At 37.9% G+C, this 22,483-nt stretch carries 18 protein-coding genes; 9 read left to right on the forward strand and 9 right to left on the reverse strand.

The window, feature by feature from the left end; all coding sequences use genetic code 11:
- Positions 1-60 precede the first annotated feature (60 nt).
- From CRO15_RS10410 to CRO15_RS10430, 5 genes are all read left to right on the forward strand, one after another.
- Positions 61-1,641, forward strand: coding sequence for a sulfatase family protein (locus CRO15_RS10410; RefSeq protein ID WP_097046185.1), 1,581 nt, complete (start codon positions 61-63; stop codon positions 1,639-1,641).
- A 74-nt stretch (positions 1,642-1,715) separates the two neighbouring features.
- The gene (locus CRO15_RS10415; protein ID WP_097045775.1) at positions 1,716-3,083 is read left to right on the forward strand and encodes an MATE family efflux transporter; all 1,368 of its coding nucleotides are present in this window, start codon (positions 1,716-1,718) and stop codon (positions 3,081-3,083) included.
- 36 nt (positions 3,084-3,119) lie between these two features.
- Entirely contained in the window at positions 3,120-3,347 is a 228-nt protein-coding gene (locus CRO15_RS10420) for a hypothetical protein (protein ID WP_097045776.1), read from the forward strand.
- The gene (locus CRO15_RS10425) at positions 3,347-3,916 is read left to right on the forward strand and encodes a phosphatase PAP2 family protein (protein WP_097045777.1); all 570 of its coding nucleotides are present in this window, start codon (positions 3,347-3,349) and stop codon (positions 3,914-3,916) included. Before CRO15_RS10420 ends, CRO15_RS10425 begins: the two co-directional genes overlap by 1 nt.
- A complete protein-coding gene (locus CRO15_RS10430; RefSeq protein WP_097045778.1) occupies positions 3,913-5,571 on the forward strand; it encodes an ArnT family glycosyltransferase in 1,659 nt (552 codons plus the stop codon). The genes CRO15_RS10425 and CRO15_RS10430 overlap by 4 nt, the downstream gene beginning before the upstream one ends.
- Here CRO15_RS10430 and CRO15_RS10435 read toward each other — a convergent pair.
- The 3 genes from CRO15_RS10435 to meaB are packed head-to-tail and all read right to left on the reverse strand — an operon-like array spanning position 5,568 to position 8,413.
- Entirely contained in the window at positions 5,568-6,440 is an 873-nt protein-coding gene (locus tag CRO15_RS10435) for a lysylphosphatidylglycerol synthase transmembrane domain-containing protein (protein ID WP_097045779.1), read from the reverse strand. The genes CRO15_RS10430 and CRO15_RS10435 overlap by 4 nt on opposite strands.
- Positions 6,421-7,383, reverse strand: coding sequence for a glycosyltransferase family 2 protein (locus CRO15_RS10440; RefSeq protein WP_097045780.1), 963 nt, complete (start codon positions 7,381-7,383; stop codon positions 6,421-6,423). The genes CRO15_RS10435 and CRO15_RS10440 overlap by 20 nt, the downstream gene beginning before the upstream one ends.
- Before the next feature lie 34 nt (positions 7,384-7,417).
- Entirely contained in the window at positions 7,418-8,413 is a 996-nt protein-coding gene (gene meaB / locus CRO15_RS10445; RefSeq protein WP_313788516.1) for a methylmalonyl Co-A mutase-associated GTPase MeaB, read from the reverse strand.
- A gap of 255 nt (positions 8,414-8,668) precedes the next feature.
- Here meaB and CRO15_RS10450 point away from each other — a divergent pair, with 255 nt between their 5' ends.
- From CRO15_RS10450 to CRO15_RS10460, 3 genes are read left to right on the forward strand one after another with little or no spacing between them, the layout of a single operon-like run.
- Positions 8,669-9,205, forward strand: coding sequence for an RNA polymerase sigma factor (locus CRO15_RS10450; RefSeq protein WP_097045782.1), 537 nt, complete (start codon positions 8,669-8,671; stop codon positions 9,203-9,205).
- The gene (locus CRO15_RS10455; protein WP_097045783.1) at positions 9,195-9,797 is read left to right on the forward strand and encodes a hypothetical protein; all 603 of its coding nucleotides are present in this window, start codon (positions 9,195-9,197) and stop codon (positions 9,795-9,797) included. Before CRO15_RS10450 ends, CRO15_RS10455 begins: the two co-directional genes overlap by 11 nt.
- Complete coding sequence (locus tag CRO15_RS10460; protein ID WP_097045784.1) at positions 9,769-11,202, forward strand: hypothetical protein; 1,434 nt, start codon at positions 9,769-9,771, stop codon at positions 11,200-11,202. The genes CRO15_RS10455 and CRO15_RS10460 overlap by 29 nt, the downstream gene beginning before the upstream one ends.
- A 103-nt stretch (positions 11,203-11,305) precedes the next feature.
- Here the strand turns inward: CRO15_RS10460 and msrA are convergent, their stop codons facing one another.
- Both msrA and CRO15_RS10470 read right to left on the reverse strand, forming a co-directional pair.
- A complete protein-coding gene (gene msrA, locus CRO15_RS10465; RefSeq protein ID WP_097045785.1) occupies positions 11,306-11,980 on the reverse strand; it encodes a peptide-methionine (S)-S-oxide reductase MsrA in 675 nt (224 codons plus the stop codon).
- A 62-nt stretch (positions 11,981-12,042) separates the two neighbouring features.
- Positions 12,043-12,726 carry a metal-dependent hydrolase gene (locus tag CRO15_RS10470; RefSeq protein ID WP_097045786.1) on the reverse strand — a complete coding sequence of 228 codons (684 nt, stop codon included), beginning with the start codon at positions 12,724-12,726 and terminating at the stop codon, positions 12,043-12,045.
- A gap of 327 nt (positions 12,727-13,053) precedes the next feature.
- Here CRO15_RS10470 and CRO15_RS10475 point away from each other — a divergent pair, with 327 nt between their 5' ends.
- A complete protein-coding gene (locus CRO15_RS10475; RefSeq protein WP_097045787.1) occupies positions 13,054-13,290 on the forward strand; it encodes a hypothetical protein in 237 nt (78 codons plus the stop codon).
- A gap of 255 nt (positions 13,291-13,545) precedes the next feature.
- Here CRO15_RS10475 and CRO15_RS10485 read toward each other — a convergent pair whose 3' ends face one another.
- The 4 genes from CRO15_RS10485 to secA all read right to left on the reverse strand — a co-directional run bounded on the left by CRO15_RS10485 (position 13,546) and on the right by secA (position 22,428).
- On the reverse strand, positions 13,546-15,126 hold the full coding sequence (locus CRO15_RS10485) for an amidohydrolase family protein (RefSeq protein ID WP_097045789.1): 1,581 nt from the start codon (positions 15,124-15,126) through the stop codon (positions 13,546-13,548).
- Positions 15,127-15,129: 3 nt separating this feature from the next.
- Entirely contained in the window at positions 15,130-17,643 is a 2,514-nt protein-coding gene (locus tag CRO15_RS10490) for a M14 metallopeptidase family protein (protein WP_097045790.1), read from the reverse strand.
- A 42-nt stretch (positions 17,644-17,685) separates the two neighbouring features.
- A complete protein-coding gene (locus tag CRO15_RS10495; protein WP_097045791.1) occupies positions 17,686-18,903 on the reverse strand; it encodes a sensor histidine kinase in 1,218 nt (405 codons plus the stop codon).
- Between the two features lie 162 nt (positions 18,904-19,065).
- A complete protein-coding gene (gene secA, locus CRO15_RS10500) occupies positions 19,066-22,428 on the reverse strand; it encodes a preprotein translocase subunit SecA (protein WP_097045792.1) in 3,363 nt (1,120 codons plus the stop codon).
- Positions 22,429-22,483: the final 55 nt, after the last annotated feature.

Consider the following 22,483-nt stretch of genomic DNA (forward strand, 5'->3'; position numbering starts at 1 on the left):
TATTTGAAATCTTTTATTTTCAATAGCTTTATGCCTATTCCAACCAAAAAAACATTGAAAATGGACCAATACAGGTACATCAAATATTGCATTCTAGTTATAAGTTTTGTTCTTCTATCTGCATGCAATTCAAAAAAAGAAAAAGAAGAGATAGTTGAACAGCCCAATATCCTGTTCATCCTTTCGGATGACCATACATCTCAGTCTTGGGGCCTTTATGGTGGTATTTTAGAGGATTATGTTAAGAATGATAATTTAAAACGCTTGGCCAATGAGGGAGCAATCCTAAACAATGCGTTTTGCACCAACTCCATCTGTACACCAAGTAGGGGAAGTATTCTTACCGGTCAGTATAGCCATGTTAACCAAGTCTATACCCTAAATGAACCTTTACCCAAAGGGCATCCAAATATTGCCAAGACACTTTCAGCAAATGGATACCAAACCGCAATAATTGGAAAGTGGCATTTGGTGGGTCAGCCAGAAGGTTTTGATTATTTCAATGTGCTCCCAGGTCAGGGGTTGTATTGGGATCCTGTAATGAAAACCAAGGAAGATTGGGTAGATGGACATGATGGTACAAAAGGAACGGTTCACAAAGGATTTTCTACCGATGTGATTACGGATTTGACCATTTCCCATCTGGAAAAAAGGGATTCTGAAAAGCCATTTTTAATGTTTTGCAATTTTAAGGCTACCCATGAGCCTTTTGAATATCCTGAACGATTTGCTTCCCTTTACAAGGATATGGAAATACCTGAGCCAGAATCACTAATGGATTTTGGAAAAGAAACCACAGGAAGAACCTTTGGTGGACAGATTTTGGAAAGATTGGCTGCTCGTTGGGATGAAGCTACCAAAAATCCGGAGGAATTTTGGACTCAATACCCTGGATTACCATATCCGTTGGAAGGGTTGGACAGCATTCAGAAACGAAAGAAAATCTATCAAAAACTGGTAAAGGATTTTATGAGGTGCGGAGCGGCTATTGATGACAACATTGGCAAACTGCTGGATTATTTGGAGGCTGAGGACATTGCAGACAATACTATTGTGGTATACACCGCAGATCAAGGGTATTTTCTTGGAGAGCATGGATTTTTTGATAAAAGGCTTATTTATGAGGAATCTCTTAGAATGCCATTTGTTATTCGATATCCCAAAAAAATTAAAGGTGGACAACGCATAGATGACATTATCCTAAATATTGATTTTGCTCCTTTAATGGCGGATTATGCCGGGATTGAAAAACCTGAATACACTCAAGGTAGAAGTTTTAGGGAAATTCTTGAAGGTGATATTCCAAATGATTGGAGAAAGCAGATGTACTACAGATATTGGTTGCATACTCCTGATAGACCTGCGCATTTTGGTATTCGGGACCATCGGTATAAATTGGCTCTGTTTTATGGTCAGGATTTGGGCAAAAAAGGAACATCTAAAGTAACAACCGAGCCGCAATGGGAATTTTACGATTTGAAAGAGGACCCAAAAGAACTTCATAATGCAATTCATGAAGAACAATATGCATCTATCATCAGTACTATGAAAAAGAGCTTGCTTGAAGAGCGTGAAAAATATGGTGACCTAGATGAGGAGTTTCCGGTAATGCAAGAAATTGTAAAATCTGCCTTTGAATAAATATTTCTAAAACAAAAAAACAGTTCGGTAAGGGATAATGTAAACTGTATCTTTGGCAACTGAAATTAAGACCATTGCTGAAGAATTATACCAAAGAATTCCGTTACAACCTTAAGTTGGCCTACCCCGTTATTTTAGGGATGCTAGGTCATACTTTCGTGGCATTTGCAGATAACATCATGGTAGGGCAACTGGGAACCGCTGAATTGGCTGCTGTTTCTTTGGGGAATAGTTTTGTGTTTATAGCTATGTCTTTGGGTATTGGTTTTTCCACGGCAATAACCCCTTTAGTTGCGGAGGCCGATGGTGCAGGCAACAAAGCAGATGGGAAAAGTGCATTAAAACACGGATTAGTACTCTGTACGGCTTTAGGCTTTTCACTGTTTGGGATAATTTTACTTTGCAAGCCCATGTTGTATTATATGAAACAATCACTAGAGGTGGTTGAGTTGGCTATTCCTTATTTGGAGTTAGTGGCTTTTTCTTTGGTGCCACTTATCATATTCCAAGCTTTCAAACAATTTTCCGAAGGACTATCCCAAACCAAATACCCCATGTACGCCACCATTTTGGCCAACGTGGTAAACATTACCATTAACTATTTACTGATTTTTGGTTCATTTGGATTTCCAAAACTGGGCATTGTTGGTGCTGCAATAGGAACATTGGTATCTAGATTTATAATGGTTGGATACATCTGGTTTTTGTTGAAGGGCAAAGAGAAATTTGAAAGCTACGTCACACGCTTCAATTTTAAGATTATTGAAAAAAAGGTAATTAAAAAAATTATCAGTTTAGGGTTTCCCTCGGCCCTGCAGATGTTTTTTGAAGTGGCCATTTTCACTGCGGCCATTTGGTTGAGTGGTGTATTGGGCAAAAACGCCCAAGCGGCAAACCAAATTGCTTTAAACTTGAGTAGCATGACTTTCATGGTAGGTATGGGATTAAGTGTTGCAGCCATGATAAGAGTAGGTAATCAGAAAGGATTGAGAAATTTTAAAGAGTTAAGAAGAATAGCCGAATCCATTTTTTTCTTGACACTTTTGTTGGAAGTTGTTTTTGCAGCGCTTTTCCTTTTAGGAAGACATTGGTTGCCCACTATTTATTTGGATGTGGATGATTTGGTTAACCAAATGGATAACACCGAAGTGATTATTGTTGCGGCCAAATTATTGCTGGTTGCTGCATTCTTTCAGATTTCTGATGGGATTCAGGTTGTGGTTTTGGGTGCATTAAGAGGTCTACAGGATGTGAAAATCCCAACATTCATAACATTTATCGCTTATTGGCTAATCGGTTTTCCAGTAAGTTACTATTTTGGATTGTTCACTGAATATAAAAGTACAGGTATCTGGATGGGACTGCTATTGGGACTTACGGCATCAGCGGTAATGTTGTATATTCGGTTTAACTATTTGACCAAAAAATTGATTAAGAATTAAACAAGATTCCTAAGAAAGGAATCCAAAGTATAACAAATGGAATTACCTAAGTTTCTTCTAGGAGATAATACAGATTATCCCAGTTCAATTTTTATTGTCCATACAGAATATCCCCGTTTTATTATCAATCTTGAAAATGATGAGGTGGAGTGGTTAGAGGAATTTTCCAAAGAAGATGAAGAAGAATTATCAGCAGAGGCAGAGAACTTAATAGAAGCTGCTACGGCTTTTTATGATAGGGAAGTATCCAGATACGATGCGTAATGCTAGAAGAACTCGTACAACTTGATAAAGAGTTTTTTCTATTCCTGAATGGTCTTGGTACTTCAACTTGGGATGGTTTTTGGATGTTCATGACCAAAACAAGGAATTCAGCACCATTATATCTCCTATTACTATATCTATCCTATAAAAACTTTGGGTTAAAAGGAACTGCAATCATATTGGTGAGTATAGCGTTGTTGATTACATGCACGGATCAATTATCCAATTTTTTCAAGTATGGTATTGGTCGTTTGCGGCCATGCCATGACCCTGATATTAATGAGATGATGCGTTTAGTGAAAAGTTATTGTGGCGGGCAGTTTGGTTACTTCTCGGCACATGCTGCCAACTCTTTTGCACCTGCTACTTTTTTTGCCATTTTATTTCATAAAAAAATAAGATTTATTGGCCTACTATTAACAGTTTGGGCTAGTATTGTAGCTTATAGTAGAATTTATATCGGTGTACATTTTCCCCTGGATGTACTAACCGGAACTTTTGTAGGTATAGTTTTTGGATGGCTCTTTGCTAAGTTGGCTATATTTGCATTCCTAAAATTGGGGACATGATATCTTCGACCAGGTACTGGTTTTTACTTACTCTTGTTGTTCTGGTGTACATAGCCGGAATGTTTGTGACTCTTTTTGAAAACGATTCAGCACAATTTGCGGTGATGGCCATGAGAATGGTACAAGAAAACGACTTCTTTACCCTTATCAAAGGAACCGAAGAGTATTTGGATAAACCCCATATGCATTATTGGTTGGCAGCTTTGTCCTATAAGATTTTTGGAATCCATGATTGGGCATATAGAATCCCTGGAATTTTGTCAATTTTATTGGGAGCATATAGTTGTTTTGGATTGGGTAAATTGCTCTATAATACTGATGTAGGTAAGTTTTCGGCATTGATCTTTATGACGGCCCAAACCATTGTATTGTCCACTATAGATGTTAGAACAGATGCTGTTTTAACGGGATTTACAATTTTTTCCATATGGCAGTTGGTGTTGTATGTAGAAAGAAATACACTTCATAATATCTTGTTGGGAGCCTTAGGGGCGGGAGTGGCATTTTCAACAAAAGGGCAGATTGCCTTGGTGGTTATAGGAATTTCACTTTTGTGCCATTTGGCTTATACCCGTAAATGGTCACAACTACTTAACTGGAAAGTATTATTGGCCCTTTTGGTGTTTGGGATTACCATTTCTCCCATGTTGTATGCCTATTATCTACAATTCGATTTACATCCTGAGAAAATAATTAGAGGAAAGAGCAATCGCAGTGGAATATTTTTTATTCTCTGGGAGCAAAGCTTTGAACGTATGAGCGGCGAGGGTGTTGGTAAGAACAGCAATGATTTCTTTTTCTTTTTCCATACATTTTTATGGGTCTTTTTACCTTGGACCGTTTTAGCCTTGATTGCCTATTGGCTTAGAGCAAAGACCTTTTGGAAAATGCGGTTTGCTTATAGGCCCCAATTTGAGTTTTTGACTTTTGGAGGAATCACCATATTGTTTTTACTGATAAGTTTTGCCCAATTTAAACTTCCTCATTATATAAACATTCTTATACCATTATATTCCATATTATCAGCATCTTACCTACACAGTTTAAACCATCATTCAAAACACGGGGTTATAAAAGTGTTATTGGGAATCCAGTATTTTATTTTGAGTTTGGTGTTTATTTTTACGCTTTTGGTCTGTTTTTATGTTTTTAAATTTGAGAAGATTCATAGCTACATTATCTTACTAGGACTGCTGGTGATAATTACCTATTTCTGCCTAAAACGGGAGGCATATTATATGCGGATCATTACGCTATCAGTTTATAGCTCTTTATTATTGAATGGAGTTATGAACACACATTTTTATCCATCTCTGTTAGCGTATCAGGCTGGGTCCACAATGGCAAAAAAAGTTGAAGAACATTCTATTCCAACTGATAGTATTTACAAAATCTCCAAAAGACATACATGGGCGTTGGATTTTTATAATAAGAAGCCAGTGGGTATTGCATCTAAAGAAGAATTGGCAAGCAAAGAAGATGTATGGATTTATGCGGATGATAAGGAACTGGAAGAACTTCTAGATTCTGGATATCACTGGCATGAACAAATAACCGTGGACCAGTTCAGAATAACACGATTACAGATTAAGTTTTTAAACCCTCACACCCGCCAGAAAAAGCTGAACCAGATGCATTTGGTGCATTTGGATTAAGAAATGGTCTCCAATTTTGGTTTTTTAAAGTGATAAATAATCCCAAACAGAGATATTAGAGCGGTAATCAGGAAAAACACGAAACTGATGCCAATGGAGGTATTTGCTTCCAGACCGAGCCATTCCGACCCATACAAAAAAGTGACTTCCCTACTTCCAATCCCCCCTATGGTCAATGGAATAACTGATACTATGGAAGAGATTAAAAAAACAAAAAGATATTCAAACGAATGCTCGGTAATTGAAAGGGATTTTAAAATGCAAAGAATACAAATTAACTGGGAAAGCTGCACTAAGGCGGAATAACCAAAAGATTTCCAAAAAACAGGTAAGGTGTAGGAAAAGAACTTTTTATTAAGCAACCAGAAAACAATTATACTTATTGGAATTGCCAAGGCAGCCAACCAAGAATACGCTTTAAAAAAAGCATGTTGCATAAAAAATACCAAAGCACAGGCGTAGATAAAAATCAACAACATACCACTCAACCTATCTAACAACAATACAGAAACCACCTTTTTTGTTCCCGTTTGATATTTTTTTTGGATTACATAGCCCTTGAAAGCATCTCCGCCAATTCCACCAGGTAAAAAAAGATTATAGAACATGCCCAGCAAATACAGTTTCAAGTTACTGGCTTGAGTAATTTTCACATTAATTTGATGAAAATAAAGATTGAGCCTAAAGGCTGCCAATACTTTGGAAAGAACTACAAGTAAAATTCCAATGATAAGAAAGAAGGGGTTGCTCTTCTTTATGGTTTGAACAACATCTTCAAAGTTTATTTTGGTGAAAATGAAATAAATCAGCGCCGTACTAACAATGATCTTTAGTACTGTGATGAGTTTTTTACGCAGCTTTTCCGTCACCTATTGTAATTTTTTTAACCCTGTAGGGTCTTTTTTGTTGGGATTCATAATAGGTGCGAATCAATAGTTCCATAACAATACCAATGGTAAACAGTTGAATACCCCCTAAAATGAACATCATTCCAAAAATCAAAAGCGGCCTGCTACCAATATCTTCACCAAAACCAAGTTTCACGATCAATAGGTAAATATTGATGAAAAAGCCCAGGATGATCAATAGTACCCCAAAAATCCCGAAAAGGTGAATAGGTCTTTGAAAGTATTTTCTAATAAATAGAAGGAGCATCATATCTGCTACAACTTTAAAAACACGTTCCAAACCGTATTTCGATACACCAGCATGTCGGGCATGGTGCTTTACAGGAACTTGTTTTATCTGCGCCCCCTCCAAATGAGCCAAAAGAGTGATAAATCGGTGCATTTCCCCATAAAGGTTCAATCCTTTGGCAATATCCTTGGAGAATACCTTTAAGGCACATCCATTGTCCTTAATATCTAGTTTGGTGACCCTTCTCACCAAAAAATTGGCAATTTTAGAAGGTATTTTCTTTACAAGGGAATCTTTTCTTTTTTGACGTATGCCAGTTACTACATCATATTCATCCGTAATGGCATGTTCTAACATTTGAGGTATGTCAGATGGGTCGTTTTGAAGATCGCCATCCATAGTGATAATAAATTCACCTTCAGCATAATCAATGCCTGCAGCTAGAGCAAGACTTTGTCCGTAGTTCTTTTTCAACTCAATAAGATGAACCTTTTGGTCATCCATATCCTTGACCACTTTACGAGTTTTGTCCGTGGAAAAGTCGTCCACATAAACAATTTGATAATTGTATCCTTCAAGGCTTTCGTGGATTTTTTCGGTAAGAAGAACCACATTATCTTCCTCATTATATAAAGGAACAACTATGGATAGCAAGGAATTCGTGACAGTGCTCATGTATTGGCTTATGATCTGGGCAAATTTACTTCTTTTATTTAAGTTCCTTGGTCAAGCTTTCCAATAGCTTTTTTGCAGCATAAAAAGGAGATATTTTATTTTTTTCAATGTCTTTCAGCAACCGGCTTTGATTTTTTTTGAAGGTTTCTTTTTGATGAAAAAATTGCCTTAATAGTTCGTCCACAGTTTGAAGGAACCAATTTTTGCTTTGGGTTTGCCTGTTTTTTTCAAAAAAACCGTTTTTCCTATTTTGGGCTATGAACTCCTCAATCATTTGCCAAATTTCAAGGATTCCGGTATTTTCAACAGCAGAACAGCTCAGGACTTTTGGAGTCCAGCCATTTTCTTTGGGTGGATATAGATGTAATGCTCTGGTAAATTCGATTTTGGCCAGTTTTGCCTTTTCCAGATTATTTCCATCAGCTTTGTTTATAGCAATGGCATCTGCCATTTCCATAATGCCACGTTTTATACCCTGAAGCTCATCTCCGGCCCCAGATAATTTCAGCAATAAAAAAAAGTCTACCATGCTGTGCACAACGGTTTCACTCTGTCCCACACCAACAGTTTCAACAAGAATGACGTCATAACCGGCAGCCTCGCAGAGAATAATACTTTCACGTGTCTTTCTGGCCACACCGCCCAACGACTCACCAGATGGAGAAGGCCTAATAAAGGCATTGGGGTCTTTGGATAAGGCCCGCATGCGCGTTTTATCTCCCAAAATACTTCCTTTGCTTAGTGTACTTGAGGGGTCTACGGCCAAAACGGCCACTTTCTTCCCTTGTTTGGTCAATGTACTTCCAAAAACTTCAATAAAGGAGCTTTTTCCCACACCGGGAACTCCGGTAACCCCAATACGCACACTTTTGTTTGATTTAGCAAGACATTTTTCAATGATTTTGTTGGCCTTCTCAAAATGCTCGGGATTTGAGCTTTCCAAAAGTGTAATGGCCTTTGCTAGAATAGCTTTATCCCCCTGCACAATACCATTTACGAAAGTTTTAGTAGAGATTTCGCGTTTTCGCAACTGCTTTATTTTGGAAACAGTGTTTGTGGATGTACTTTTTGGTTCTGTCAAGAGTAAAAATCATCGAATTCACTACGAAGGTATAAAGTTTTCATGGTTTTTTTCGATACATTTTTTGGTGCGGAACTGAATGGAATATTACTGTAGACAGCTTTTTTATGTTAAAAACAAGCTAAATTGAAACTATTTTGCAACGCCGATTTTTTTTCATCGTCTTTAATAAAACAACTATAAAAACGAACAGAACAACTGACCATGTTTCAAATTGAACTGGTAGAACAATGCAAGGCAAACGACCGAAAGGCGCAATTACAATTGTACAAGCAATATTGTAATGGCATGTATGGTGTGGCCATGCGTTTTTTAAAGAATCCGAATGATGCGGAGGATGTGCTTCAGGAATCTTTTATAAAAGCTTTTGAAAGGATAGACCAATTTAAGGGCGAGGTGACATTTGGAGCTTGGTTAAAAAGGATTGTAGTGAACGGGAGTATAGATTTTTTGAAATCGAAACACCAGAGAACGGTTGAATTGAACGAAAGCTATTTGCATATTACCGAGGATGATGATTGGACCATTGAAGATGGCATTGCCCTGGAAAAAGTAAAGGAGGCCATTGAAGATTTATCAGAAAAGTACCGTTACGTGGTTCAATTGTTCCTTGTTGAAGGATATGATCATAGTGAAATCGCTCAAATTATGGGTATTTCGGAGACTGCATCAAGAACTAGACTGTTGCGAGGAAAAGCTCAATTAAAGGAAATGCTTAAAAATATGACTTATGGGACGTGATCTTAGGGAGTTATTTGAAAAAGAACGGGAGAGCAAAGCTTATCCAATGAAGAAAGGGCATGAAGACCGTTTTTTGTCCAAACTGGAAGTGAAATTACCTAGAGAAGAAATCGAGAAAAAATCAAATTCCTTTTTCTGGATTCGTATTGCCGCTGCAGTAGTTATATTATTTGGGACTGCTGTGTACTTTTTTTTCAATAGGGCCAAAGAGGACATACCGACCAATACGCAGGTTGCGGAGAGAGATTCCCCAAACGAAAAGATCAACACTGTATCATTGGGAGATCTTTCTCCCGATTTAAAGAAGATTGAGAGTTATTATGTAACCAATATTAACCTAGAACTTTCCGAATTGGATTTTACTGGAGATAATAAGGTTATTGTTGACAGTTATATGGAACGGTTGGGTGAGTTGTACAAAGAATATAGACGATTAACCATGGAACTTAATGAAATAGGGCCAAATGATGATACGATTAATGCCTTAATCCAAAATCTACAGTTACGATTACAATTATTACAAAAATTAAGAACAAAGTTGAATCAATTAAAATCATCAAAAAATGAACAGAAACAATCAAATATTATTTAATGTTTTTCTTTTTGCTCTAGCGGGGATAACTGGCTATGGGCAAGAAAAATCTAAAACCTACACTGAAACTTTCAATGTAAGTAATGAAACGGTTTTGAACATAAATACCAGCCACGCCGATATTGAGTTTGAAACTTGGACCAAAGACCAAGTGGAAATAACGGCTGTTATTGAACTTGAGGGGGCTACGGATGAGGAAGCACAATCCTTTTTTGAGAAAGATGCTGTTAAAATCCTTGGAAACAGCAAGGAAATTGAAATAAGTACAAAAAAATCAAACTTTGGAAGTATGCAAGATTTCAATTTTGTCCTTCCAGACCTTCCCACAGTTGCCCCACTTATTGAACAAATAGAATTGCCAGAAATGCCAGAGGTGATTGTGATTCCAGAAATGCCGCCAATGCCACCAATTCCGTATTTTGATTTTGACTATGATGCCTACAAAAAGAATGGCGATAAATATCTTAAGAAATGGAAAAAGGATTTTGACAAGAGCTTTGATGAGGAATATCAGAATCGTTTTGAAGAATGGAGCAAGAGGGTGGAAGAAATGGCGGAAAAGCGCGAAAAGCAAGTGATAATAATTGAGGAACAAAGAGAAAAGCAAATGGAGGAGAGAGAGGCCATGCGTGAGGAAGCCCGTGCCCAAAGGGATGAACTAAGAGCTAGACGCAATGAACTTAGACAGCAGAGGAATGAGTTAAGAAATAGATTAAGATCGGAAAGAGTTTTTAGCATACAAAGTGAAGATGACAGTAATATGTTTTATTTTTCATCTGATGGAGAACCAAAAAAATACAAGGTCAAAAAACGCATAAAGATAAAAATGCCCAAGTCAGTTAAGTTAAAGATGAATGTTAGACATGGTGAGGTAAAATTAGCGGCAAATACTAAAAACATTAAAGCAAGCTTGTCTTATGCAAGCTTGCTTGCCTCAACCATTGATGGGAATGGAACGGATATCAGAGCTTCATATTCGCCCATTGAGGTAAAGAAATGGAACTATGGACAGCTAAAAACTGACTATTCTGATAATGTTAATCTTATTGAGGTTGGAGATTTGAAACTGAATGCCATTTCTTCCAATATTACTATAGAGCGCTTAACAAATAATGCATTTGTATCGAATAACTTAGGTAGTCTTCAAATAAACTCTTTGGCAGATGGTTTTTCTAATGTGGATATTACTGTAGAAAATGGTGAAGTGAATTTCAAAATACCTTCTACTCCTTTTTCAATCTATGTTAATGAAACACATTCTGATTTTGAATACCCAGAGGTTTTGGTCTTGGATTCATCCAAAAATTATAACACAAATATTCACAAAGGATATTATATTAATAATAAGGGAGGAAAGTCCATCAATATCAGCTCCAAATATAGCGAGGTGGTATTGGAAGAATAGTTTTCTGCTGATGTCCCAAGAGTATTCTTCTTAATCTGCCCTTTTCACTTCACCCAACTTCAAGGATTATTTATCCTTACCTTCCAACATACATCTTTAAATATTAGTGAGATTCTTCTTTTAAATAAGATTTAAAGTTTTCTTTGAACCTATTCAACCTTGGTATTGACACATTTCTGACATAAGAGTTGTTTGGATTTCTTTTTTCAAAATCCTGATGGTAATCTTCTGCCTTATAAAAGGAATCAAATTGTACAATTTGGGTTACAATAGGACGATCATATGCGTTTTTGGATTCTAACAGGGAAACATAAGATGTGATGATCTTCTTTTCATCGTCATTCTTATAAAATGCAATAGACCGGTATTGGGCACCTTTATCAGGTCCTTGTCTATTTAAAGATGTTGGGTCATGAGAACCAAAAAATACTTGGACCAGTTTTGTAAAGGAGACCACTTTTGGGTCATAGTAAACTTCTACCGCTTCTGCATGGTTGGTACGCCCATAGGCTACTTGTTCATAAGTAGGGTTCTTTTTTTTCCCTCCAGAATAACCAGAATAAACTTCTTTGACACCTTTTACACTTTCAAAAATGGCTTCTACACACCAAAAGCAACCACTTGCAAAATATGCAGTTTCGTATTGTTGTAAATTGGGAGCTTCCAGCATTGCTTCTTCAACAATATCTTCTTGGGAAACTACAGGGCTAGTTGTTGTTTTATTGGATTGACAACCCATTGATGTGAATGATATCAACAGAACTAATAATTTTCTCATCATTTTATTTTTGTGCTTTGTCGTGACATTGTATAATGTATTACGAAGTCTAATATAATTTTTCAAATGGATATATTGGAGCCTACATCCAATAATATCAATTCTTTTCCTTTTGACTTGAAATGGGATTGTGCGGCAGTTTTATCTAGTTTAATAGGAGGGAAAGTATCGTAATGGTACCCTAAAACTTTGTTGCACTCAATAAAATCGCTGGCGATTGAAGCATCCTCATACCCCATGGTAAAGTTATCGCCAATAGGTAGAACTGCCAAATCCAACACTGAACAAGTCATGGGAATCAGTTTCATATCCAAAGTAAGCGCTGTATCACCGGCAATATAAATACACTTAGACGGAGTCTTTAGGATAAATCCCCCTGGATTACCACCATATGAGCCATCTGGCAATATGCTGGAATGAATGGCATTCACGTATTTTAAGGACCCAAAATCAAAATGATAGTTTCCACCGTGGTTTAAAGCGTGTCCTTTGATACCTTTCTCACTGAACCACTGTACAATTTCATAATTAGATATCAATATAGCATTGGGGTTGTTTTCCGCAATTGTCTCTACATCCAATACATGATCCTGATGACCATGGGTTATTAGGATGTAATCCACCTTTAAAGTATCAATGTTGATATGAGTCGCCAAATTGTTCCCACTAATGAAAGGATCAATAATGAGTTTGTAGTTTTCTGTTTCAATAAAGATAGTGGCGTGGCCTAAAAAAGTAATATTCATGGTCTAGGGTTTAAAATAACCTCGGTCTGAGCCCGAAAATGCCCTGAAATTATGAAATCTTGAGTTCCAATACAAGTCTCCCCATAGATGTTGTGACCAAAAAACCGGATAAAGTGCACGTCTTGTAATAGCTACTCTTATTGCTATTATCGATGAAATGCATATCGAATCGGCAGCCTGTTTTTTGAGCCAAAAACTTTCGTCGAGGATAAAATGCACTTCAGCCGAAAAAAGTACGGATACCGAAAAAAAATGTGGGTTAAGCGATGAAAATCTAGAGCAGGGTACCTCCAAAAGTAAATTTACAATGTAAAAATAACCCAAGTCATGAAAGCAGTTTTAACCCTTATCGCAATAATCTTCTTCGGAACCTTAGCTATGGCCCAAGACACTTCTAAAGAAGTAAAAGTAGAAACTATTACTGTAGGTGTAGAGTTGAGCATTGAAATTCAAGAAGAGGCTCAAAAGGAAACTGAAGTTGCTAGATTATATATGTTCAAAAACTCTAGAGTTAAGAAAGCACTTTCTTTCAAGACCAAGAGAAACCGTTCTAAATTGGCTTAATCATGATAATGGGAATTATAATTCCAATGACTTTGTTTTTCAGTACAGCTTTCGTTATTGCATCGATAGCTTTTTCTCTTAGAAAAAAGAGAGACTCAGGAAATTCATCAAATACAGAATAACCTATTTCCCTAATAATTACCACTAAGGCATTTAATCGGGAAAAAATTGTAACAGACCGATTATTAAAGAATTCCATAATCCAATTGCTATATTTTAGCCAAATCAAACCTCAAAACCCTTAAAATATGTACGCTATTTTAATCCCGGTTGCTTTATTTTGTAGTTTAATTTTTGTTTCTGCTGCTGTACTGTTGTCCTTACGTCTTGCAAAAGCGCCTTCGCGTCGTAGATAATCCCATCCTTAATGGTGTAGCTAACACCGCCAACACGTACCACTTCGTTATCATCTGTTAATTTAACGGCTCCTGTGCCATATAGAACCTTTAGATTTTTTAATGGATTTTCGGCAACAATCACAAAATCGGCTAGTTTTCCTACTTCCACAGTACCAATTTTATCTGCCATTCCTAGAGCTTCAGCACCATTCAATGTAGACGATCGTATTATTTCCAAGGGATGGAATCCAGCTTCGCGAAGTAATTCCATTTCCCGGATATAGGCAAAACCATACAATTGGAAAATAAAACCTGAATCTGAGCCAGTGGTAACCCTACCACCTCTGTTCTTATATTCATTTACAAAGGTCATCCATAGTTTGTAATTGTTTCTCCAGGCTACTTCCTGTTCTGTGCCCCAATCGTGCCAATAGGATCCGTGCGATATTTTACTGGGTTGATAAAAGTCCCAAAGAGAAGGTAATGTATAGTCTTCATGCCATTCAGCCCTTCTTGCTCGGTGTAAATCTCTACTGGCTTCATAAATATTAAAGGTAGGGTCTAAAGTGAAATCAAGACTGATTAATTCATCCATAACCTTGTTCCAATGCTCGGAATAAGGTTTGGCAGCTTGTTTCCATAATTTTCCTGCTTCTTCAAATCGATGCTGCTCATTTTGGTAGTTGTAGCCCAACGGATAATCCTGAACGGTCCTATCCTCAAACAATGCTTCAGGGAGCCCATACCAATGTTCCATACTTGTTAATCCAGCTCGTGCAGAATGAAGTACGTTCCAACGAGCAACATCCAATTGGGCATGGTGGCAAGCGGAGCGTAGTCCCAATTTTTTGTTTTCGTCCAAGGCAGCGGCCATTATTTCAGGTGGTGCGCCAAAGAACTTGATGCCATCAGCACCTCTTTCGGCATTGGCCCGGACCCACTTTCTAGCTTGGGCAGGCGTACTGATGGGAGCATCATTCAAAGGGTTAAAACCATCTGTTTTCTGCCCAAAAGCAGTGTAGGCAAATACCCGTGGAGCTATAATTTCATTCTTTTTGCTTTTTTGCTTCAAATCCAATGTCCAGTCAACACCGCGCCCTGCAGGTTCCCTAACTGTGGTGATACCATGGGCCATCCACAGTTTGAACACATAATCGGAGTCAGCTCCCTGTGCAATCCCTCCAATATGTCCATGCATGTCCACAAATCCGGGTAGTAAAAACATGCCCTCACAATCTAGTTCTTTTCCCCCAGGTTTTAATTTGGGTCTCTTGGAGTTGTCAATGTTGACCCCAGGGTAGCCCACTACCTGGATTTTGACAATTTTGTTATTCTCCACTACAATGTCAATAGGACCTCTTGGTGGAGCTCCGTTGCCATTGATCAATGTAACACCTCTAATGATGAGTTGAGGAAAAGGGCCCTCGCTCATACTGTCTTGTCCATATCCAATAAAGATTTGGAACAGAATTGCTAAAGAAAATAGTTTTTTTATCATGGTCTATTCTGGAATTCTAATTTTATCACCTAAAAAGAGTGCATTTAAGAACAATCGGTTGGTTCCGTACCAAGATCCCCTGAAATTGGGATTGTCCGCAAAAAGAACCACTCTTCCACTTCCAAGTTTGCTTACGATCAAAGAGGCAGAAGGTTTGAGGTTTTCCTCCATATTTTTCTTGGTGATAAAGCCATCTATATGCGGATTCTTGGAATATTTTGCCACAGTTGCATAGTCATTTTTACTTGGGGATAGCCAAACGGTGTTGTTTTTGTACACAGGGATGGAACTATCATGATACCCAAAGCCCAAAGGATGTGTTATATCCAAATCAACCTTAAGAATGACCCCGCCAACTCTTTCTTTCCCTATATTTTCCGGTGCATTGACATAGGGTTTTCTAACTGCTGTTTTGGTGCTGTCCTTTTCTTTTTCTGTCAGCTTTTCTTCTATTAATTCTTTATCAATGGCCCATTTAGAGGCTGTTCCAATGGTAATCAAGGTATTGCCCTTGCTTACCCAGCTCTTTATTTTTTCCAAATTCTTTTTGGAAAAATCATATCCGCCAGAGACCATTACCAAGGTGTTGTATTTGTCCAAATTGGCCCACCCAAAGTTTCTGACAGGGATTTTGGTAATTGGCATGTGAACGCGTGTATCCAATAAATGCCAAACTTCCCCGGCTTCGTAGGAACGTACCCCATTGCCTATAATCATGGCGGCTTTAGGCTTTGTTATAGGTGAGACCCATCTACTGCCCAAATCTATACCTTGCGAATTATATCCTGTCCCAGTGGTATAAATGGGAACCTGATACTTGTTTTGCACTTCTTGAATTAGTTTAAATACAGCATCACTGTCTTTCTTTTGAAGACTAACGGGAATTACCAAAGCGCCATAGTTGAATTTTTTGTTTCCATTGCTCGTTTTAGCGGTAAATGGTTTAAAGGAAGAAGAAATTACCAATCCTTTGGATTGAAGATGATAAAGCGCTGCCGTGGCATTATAATCATCATAGTCTATAATGTAAGCATAGTCGGTTTTCTTAACAGGTCCTGGACTAACCAAATTTTTTGTTGAGACGACCTTTTCACCAAGATTTAAAGTATTGACAGGTCTATAATCCATGTTATAAAAATTTGCAACGGACCATGCTGATGCATCATAATACACACTATCCTTATATTTTGCATAGGTTTCAAACATTGTCTGAACCATTCTATATTGCGGTTGACGGGTTGGTACCACATAGCTGGAACCCGATTTATAAACATCAATTTTGTGCAACAAGAGTTTATCTACAAATGCCTTTACACGATTTGGATCGTATTCATCTTTAAAGCTATATCCCTTGACTTTGCTTTTAGAAGCATTTCCCAACGCACTTTTAAAAAAGTCTTGTTGATACTTGCGCAACATGCCCTTGTTTTCCACTGCGGCTTTAATAGTGGTCATACTAGAGATGTACTGATTTCTAATGGTGAAGGGAAACGTAATTTCACCAAAATCAGTGGTTTGTTTGTGCCCTCGGGAACTAGCTTGTTCAAAAAGCAAACCAAGGCCTCCCTGTAGATCAGGGTAGGAGGAACCATAGCCTGGATATGTGCCATCAAACGCTTCTTTGGTAAAGTAAAAAGAACCTATGCTGTCCAGTGCTTTTGAAAAATAATCGCCAAAAAGATTGTTCAGGTCCACATAGTTTTCTTTAGGCATGATGGGGTTTAAGGAACCGTTGTCTTTCATAGGCTCAAAAAAATAAGAGCTTTGGGTGCCCATTTCATGAAAATCCGTCACAACATTGGGATACCATTCATGGTACCAAGTTAATTTTCCTCTACTTTCAGGGTTTATTCCCAATAGCCAGTCTCTATTCAAATCAAACCAATAGTGATTGGTCCTGCCTCGCGGCCAGTATTCATTATGTTCGGCATCTTGGGGATCCGCAACCAAGGGATTGCCTTGATACATATTGGCCCATTGGGTGTGCCTGTCCCTACCATCGGGATTAATGGTGGGGTCTATAAAGATGACTCCTTTGTTGAGGTAATTCAGAATTTCTGGATTGTTGGAAGCGATGAGCGTATAAGCCGCCAATAGCGCGGCTTCTGAACTTGAAGGTTCATTACCATGCACGTTATAGCCTAGATTTATAAAAATAGGCACCTCATCGTAATTAGTCGGATTTTTTGAAGGGTCCGTGAATTGCAAATGCTTGGCTTTGAGTTGTTCTAGATTACCAAGGTTTTCAGGGGAGGTAACGGTAAGTATAACTAACTTTCTTCCTTCGTGGGTCTTTCCATATTCTTGGATGCTTGCCCGGTCAGAAACCTCGGAAAGTTTGATGAAATAATTTACAATGAGATCGTGCCTTGTATGCTTTTCTCCAATGCCATACCCCAAAAATTCCTCAGGGGTTGGAATACTTGAATTGAAAGGATGATATTTTTTAAGAAAATAGTCTTGTGCTGAAAGGGAAGTGCTTAAAAAAAGGACTGCAAGAAGTAGTTTTTTCAACATTCTTTATAAGATTAGTTAATCTCATAAAGATAGGAAAAGGTTTTAATCAACAGAGTTGAATTCTTCTATAATTTCTTCAAACTCAATTCGGTAATAGGTGCCTTTTTTCTCTGAATCTTTGGAGATAGTACCACGCAGTTGTCTGGCAAGGTTATAAATGAGTTTTAATCCCAAAGATTTTGAAGTAGACGGGTTAATATCCTCTGGATAGCCTATCCCATTATCTCCCAAATTCATCTCAAAGCGATTATCGGATATTTTCTTTAAGGAAATTGTTATTTCTCCTTCTTGATCTTCGACAATTCCATATTTTAAGGCATTGGTTATGGTTTCATTGATGATTAAACCAAGAGGTATTACGGTATCTATACTGAGTTTATTGTCATCAATGTCCAAGTTTATCTTTACATTGTTGGTGTTTCCCTTAACCGAGCGTACCAGATAATCACTTAATTCTTTTACGTAAGGTTTTAATTCTATTTTAGATAAATAATCATCCCGTTTATAGAGCATTTCATGAACCATGGCCATGGAAACCACACGGTTTTGACTACTTTTTATGATGTTACTTATCTTCTCATCTGCAATGGCCCTGGATTGTAGGCTCAACAAACTTGAAACGGTCTGTAGATTATTTTTTACCCTATGGTGCACTTCTTTTAATAAGGTTTCCTTTTCATTGATTCTATCTTGAATCTCTCTACGGGATTTGTAAAGTTTATGGTGCGCTTTCAGTAAATTTTTTCCAAATACACCTCCCAAAAGGTAAACAGCAAAAACTACACTTAAAAAAGCAAACCAGTTTCTATTGTTCTCGGGAATTGTGTTTTCAGATATTCTAAAATCCCCTAGATCATAAAGAAATATCAGGGCAACTACCACAAGGTTGATAATCAAATAAATTTGCCCATAAATTTTTGTTGTTACATACCCAGCAAACACTACAATAGCCAATACGAAAATAAATGGGCTTTGAATGCCTCCACTGAATAGTGTAATCAAAATGGCTGCAACCATAGCTAATATGGAGGTTGTATTATAGGTTACAGTAAGGTTTTCATGTTTTTTGAACAAAAAAGTATTAGCAAGGTTTAGAAGAGCAAATCCAAAAAAAGTGTAAGGAATTACTCCTTTTATGTCCAGAAGAAAAAGGCAGATAAGGCCAAACAAGACCGCGAACAAACAAGAATTATAGTTAACCTTGAGCACCAATTGAATTTTGTCCTGTAAACGATATTTGTCCTTATTAGGAATTTTCATATGCTGCGAGGTTGGTTGTTCTCTTTACCACAACTGTTTTAAAGGAGTAGTAAAAATAGCTTATTATGGGGTGTTTACGTTGTAAATCTAACTATGTTTTTTATATAATCAAAAACGACAGCCGTAAATGACTGTCGTTTAATAATTTTAGGTGAAAAGAGATTAATCTTCTACCAGCACCCACTGACCTTTATCAATAAGGGGTTCTGCTTGTTTGTATTTAACCGTTTTACTTTCCCCTGTCATTACATTTTTTATGGTAACCCTATCATTTCTGCCAATTTTTGGTTTTTCACGAACAATAGTTTCCGTTACTGGGGGTCTGCCACCTTGAGTTTGCCCTGCGGCTCTGTTTTGAGCAGCCAATTCATCACTGTTTGGGATTTCCTCTTTAGATGTTTGTAGATTTTCTTTAGGTCTACGTACATTTCTGGCTTCTTGTATCTGATTGGTGTTTTCAGAGGGTAACTCTCCTTTGAACAAGAAAGAAATAACTTCTTTGTTGACCTTATCGATCATCTCCTTGAAAAGTTCAAAAGCTTCAAACTTGTAAATTAAAAGAGGGTCTTTCTGCTCGTGCACTGCCAATTGTACGGATTGCTTCAATTCATCCATTTTACGCAAATGCGTTTTCCAAGATTCATCAATAATGGCTAAAGAGATATTTTTTTCAAAGTCAGTAATCAATTGTTTTCCATTACTGTTGTATGCTCCTTCCAAATTGGTGACCACATTCAACGTTTTAATACCGTCGGTAAATGGAACCACGATGCGCTCAAATTTATTGGCTTGATCTTCGTATACTTTTTTAATGACCTGAAATGCTACTGTGGCACTTCGTTCCATTTTTTGCTCATAAAAATCATACGCAGCTTTATAAACGCTGTTGGCAATTTCTTGAAAGCTCAATTTTTTGAAATCCTCCTCGGTAATTGGAGAGGTGATAGAAAAGTATTTGATGAGCTCAAACTCAAAATTCTTGTAATCGTCAGCGGCTTTATTGGTGTCCGCGATAACCTCACAAGTATCGTAGATCATATTGGCAATATCCACCTTCAAGCGTTCTCCTTGTAAAGCGTGCCTTCTTCTTTTGTACACTACCTCACGTTGGGCGTTCATTACATCATCATATTCCAACAAACGTTTACGGATACCGAAGTTGTTTTCCTCTACTTTCTTTTGGGCACGTTCTATGGATTTGGTCATCATGGAATGTTGAATGACTTCTCCTTCTTCCAAGCCCATACGGTCCATCATTTTGGCCACACGATCAGACCCGAACAAACGCATAAGGTTGTCTTCCAATGAAACATAAAATTGAGAACTACCTGGGTCTCCTTGACGCCCGGAACGACCGCGTAGCTGTCTGTCCACACGTCTGGAGTCATGGCGTTCTGTTCCTACAATGGCCAATCCGCCAGCATCTTTTACTTGGGTACTCAATTTAATATCGGTACCACGACCTGCCATATTGGTTGCAATTGTTACTATACCTGCATTACCCGCCTCAGCTACAATATCAGCCTCTTTTTTGTGCAATTTTGCGTTAAGAACGTTATGTGGAACTTTTCTAACGCTCAATAGTTTGGAAAGCAATTCGGATATTTCTACCGAAGTAGTACCTATCAAAACTGGTCTTCCAGCTTTGGAGAGCTCGGTCACTTCCTCAATAATGGCATTATATTTTTCTCTTTTGGTCTTGTAGATCAAATCATGTCTGTCGTCTCTGGCAATAGGTCGGTTGGTTGGGATTTCCATCACATCCAACTTATAGATTTCCCAGAATTCACCAGCTTCGGTAACGGCGGTACCTGTCATTCCAGCTAGTTTGTTGTACATTCTGAAGTAATTCTGAAGTGTAATAGTTGCAAAGGTCTGGGTCATGGCCTCGATCTTTACATTCTCTTTTGCTTCAATGGCTTGGTGCAATCCATCAGAATAACGTCTTCCGTCCATGATACGACCGGTTTGCTCATCAACGATCATTACCTTGTTGTCCATTACCACATATTCCACATCTTTTTCAAAGAGGGTATATGCTTTCAACAATTGGCTCATAGTATGGATTCGCTCACTTTTTACGGCAAAATCCTTGAATAGTTCTTCTTTGAGCTCTGCTTCTTTTTCAATCTCAAGATTTTGGTTTTCAATCTTGGCAATTTCTCCACCAATATCTGGCATTACAAAGAAATCCTTGTCCTGATCTCCAGAAATGTAATCGACCCCTTTATCGGTCAATTCAATTTGATTGTTTTTTTCATCTATGGTGAACAACAGATCGGCATCTACCTTTGGCATTTCCCGGTTGTTGTCTTGCATATAGAAGTTTTCGGTCTTTTGAAGCAGCTGTTTTACACCTTCTTCACTCAAAAACTTGATCAACGCTTTATTTTTAGGCAAGCCTCTATGCACACGTAGCAATAGAAAGCCACCTTCTTTGGTATCTCCATCTTTAATGAGCTTTTTGGCTTCAGCCAAAACCCCGGTTAAATGCTGGCGTTGTTTTTGAACAATATCACCAACTTTGGGTTTTAATTCGTTGAACTCATGTCGGTCACCTTCGGGAACCGGACCAGAAATGATCAAAGGAGTCCTGGCGTCATCAATCAATACAGAATCCACCTCATCTACAATAGCATAATGGTGTGGAGGTTGTACCAAATCCCCTGGCGTATGTGCCATATTGTCCCTTAGGTAGTCAAATCCAAACTCATTATTGGTTCCGTAGGTGATATCGGCATTGTACGCAGCCCTTCTACCTTCAGAATTGGGTTGATGTTTGTCAATACAATCAACTGAAAGTCCGTGGAACTCAAAAATAGGAGCCATCCATGCACTATCCCTTTTAGCCAAATAGTCGTTTACAGTAACCAAGTGCGCTCCTTTTCCTGAAAGGGCATTTAAGTAGAGTGGGAGGGTGGCCACCAATGTTTTTCCTTCACCAGTATGCATCTCTGCAATTTTACCTTCGTGCAAGGCAATACCTCCAATTAGCTGTACATCATAATGAACCATGTCCCAGGTAACTTCTTTCCCTGCTGCATCCCAAGAGTTTTTCCAAACTGCATTGTCATCTTCTAGAGTCACATAATCTTTTGATCCCGAAAGAGAGCGATCAAATTCCGAAGCGGTTACGGTGATGGTTTCGTTTGAGGCAAATCGTTTGGCGGTCTCCTTTACCACAGCAAAAGCTTCTGGAAGGATATCTTTTAATGTTTTTTCCGAAATTTTATAGGCTTCTTCGTTAAGTTTGTCTATTTCGGTATAGATTTCCTCATTTCTGTCAATGTCAGTCGAAGTTTGAACTTCTTCCTGAAGTTTGGCTATCTGATCATTGATCTCCTTACAATCTTCTTCGATTTGTTTTTTGAATGAAGCCGTTTTTTGTCTCAGCTCATCATGGGATAATCCTTTAAGTTGTTCCTCAAAGGATTTTATCTCTTTTACCAAAGGTTGTAGTGATTTTACGTCTTTTTCTGATTTATCTCCAACGAAAACCTTTAGTACTGAATTAATAAAGCTCATGAATAATTTTTCTTTTGGATTGCAAAAGCTGTTCCATTGTACAGATAGGGCAGGA

The sequence above is a fragment of the Flagellimonas pacifica genome, assembly GCF_900215465.1.
GTDB lineage: Bacteria > Bacteroidota > Bacteroidia > Flavobacteriales > Flavobacteriaceae > Flagellimonas > Flagellimonas pacifica.

Coding starts and splice junctions, on each gene's coding strand:
- CRO15_RS10410 (WP_097046185.1), top strand. CDS start 61: ATGGACCAATACAGGTACATCAAATATTGCATTCTAGTTATAAGTTTT.
- CRO15_RS10420 (WP_097045776.1), top strand. CDS start 3,120: ATGGAATTACCTAAGTTTCTTCTAGGAGATAATACAGATTATCCCAGT.
- CRO15_RS10425 (WP_097045777.1), top strand. CDS start 3,347: ATGCTAGAAGAACTCGTACAACTTGATAAAGAGTTTTTTCTATTCCTG.
- CRO15_RS10430 (WP_097045778.1), top strand. CDS start 3,913: ATGATATCTTCGACCAGGTACTGGTTTTTACTTACTCTTGTTGTTCTG.
- CRO15_RS10440 (WP_097045780.1), bottom strand. CDS start 7,383: ATGAGCACTGTCACGAATTCCTTGCTATCCATAGTTGTTCCTTTATAT.
- CRO15_RS10450 (WP_097045782.1), top strand. CDS start 8,669: ATGTTTCAAATTGAACTGGTAGAACAATGCAAGGCAAACGACCGAAAG.
- CRO15_RS10455 (WP_097045783.1), top strand. CDS start 9,195: ATGGGACGTGATCTTAGGGAGTTATTTGAAAAAGAACGGGAGAGCAAA.
- CRO15_RS10460 (WP_097045784.1), top strand. CDS start 9,769: ATGAACAGAAACAATCAAATATTATTTAATGTTTTTCTTTTTGCTCTA.
- msrA (WP_097045785.1), bottom strand. CDS start 11,980: ATGAGAAAATTATTAGTTCTGTTGATATCATTCACATCAATGGGTTGT.
- CRO15_RS10470 (WP_097045786.1), bottom strand. CDS start 12,726: ATGAATATTACTTTTTTAGGCCACGCCACTATCTTTATTGAAACAGAA.
- CRO15_RS10475 (WP_097045787.1), top strand. CDS start 13,054: ATGAAAGCAGTTTTAACCCTTATCGCAATAATCTTCTTCGGAACCTTA.
- CRO15_RS10485 (WP_097045789.1), bottom strand. CDS start 15,126: ATGATAAAAAAACTATTTTCTTTAGCAATTCTGTTCCAAATCTTTATT.
- CRO15_RS10490 (WP_097045790.1), bottom strand. CDS start 17,643: ATGTTGAAAAAACTACTTCTTGCAGTCCTTTTTTTAAGCACTTCCCTT.
- CRO15_RS10495 (WP_097045791.1), bottom strand. CDS start 18,903: ATGAAAATTCCTAATAAGGACAAATATCGTTTACAGGACAAAATTCAA.
- secA (WP_097045792.1), bottom strand. CDS start 22,428: ATGAGCTTTATTAATTCAGTACTAAAGGTTTTCGTTGGAGATAAATCA.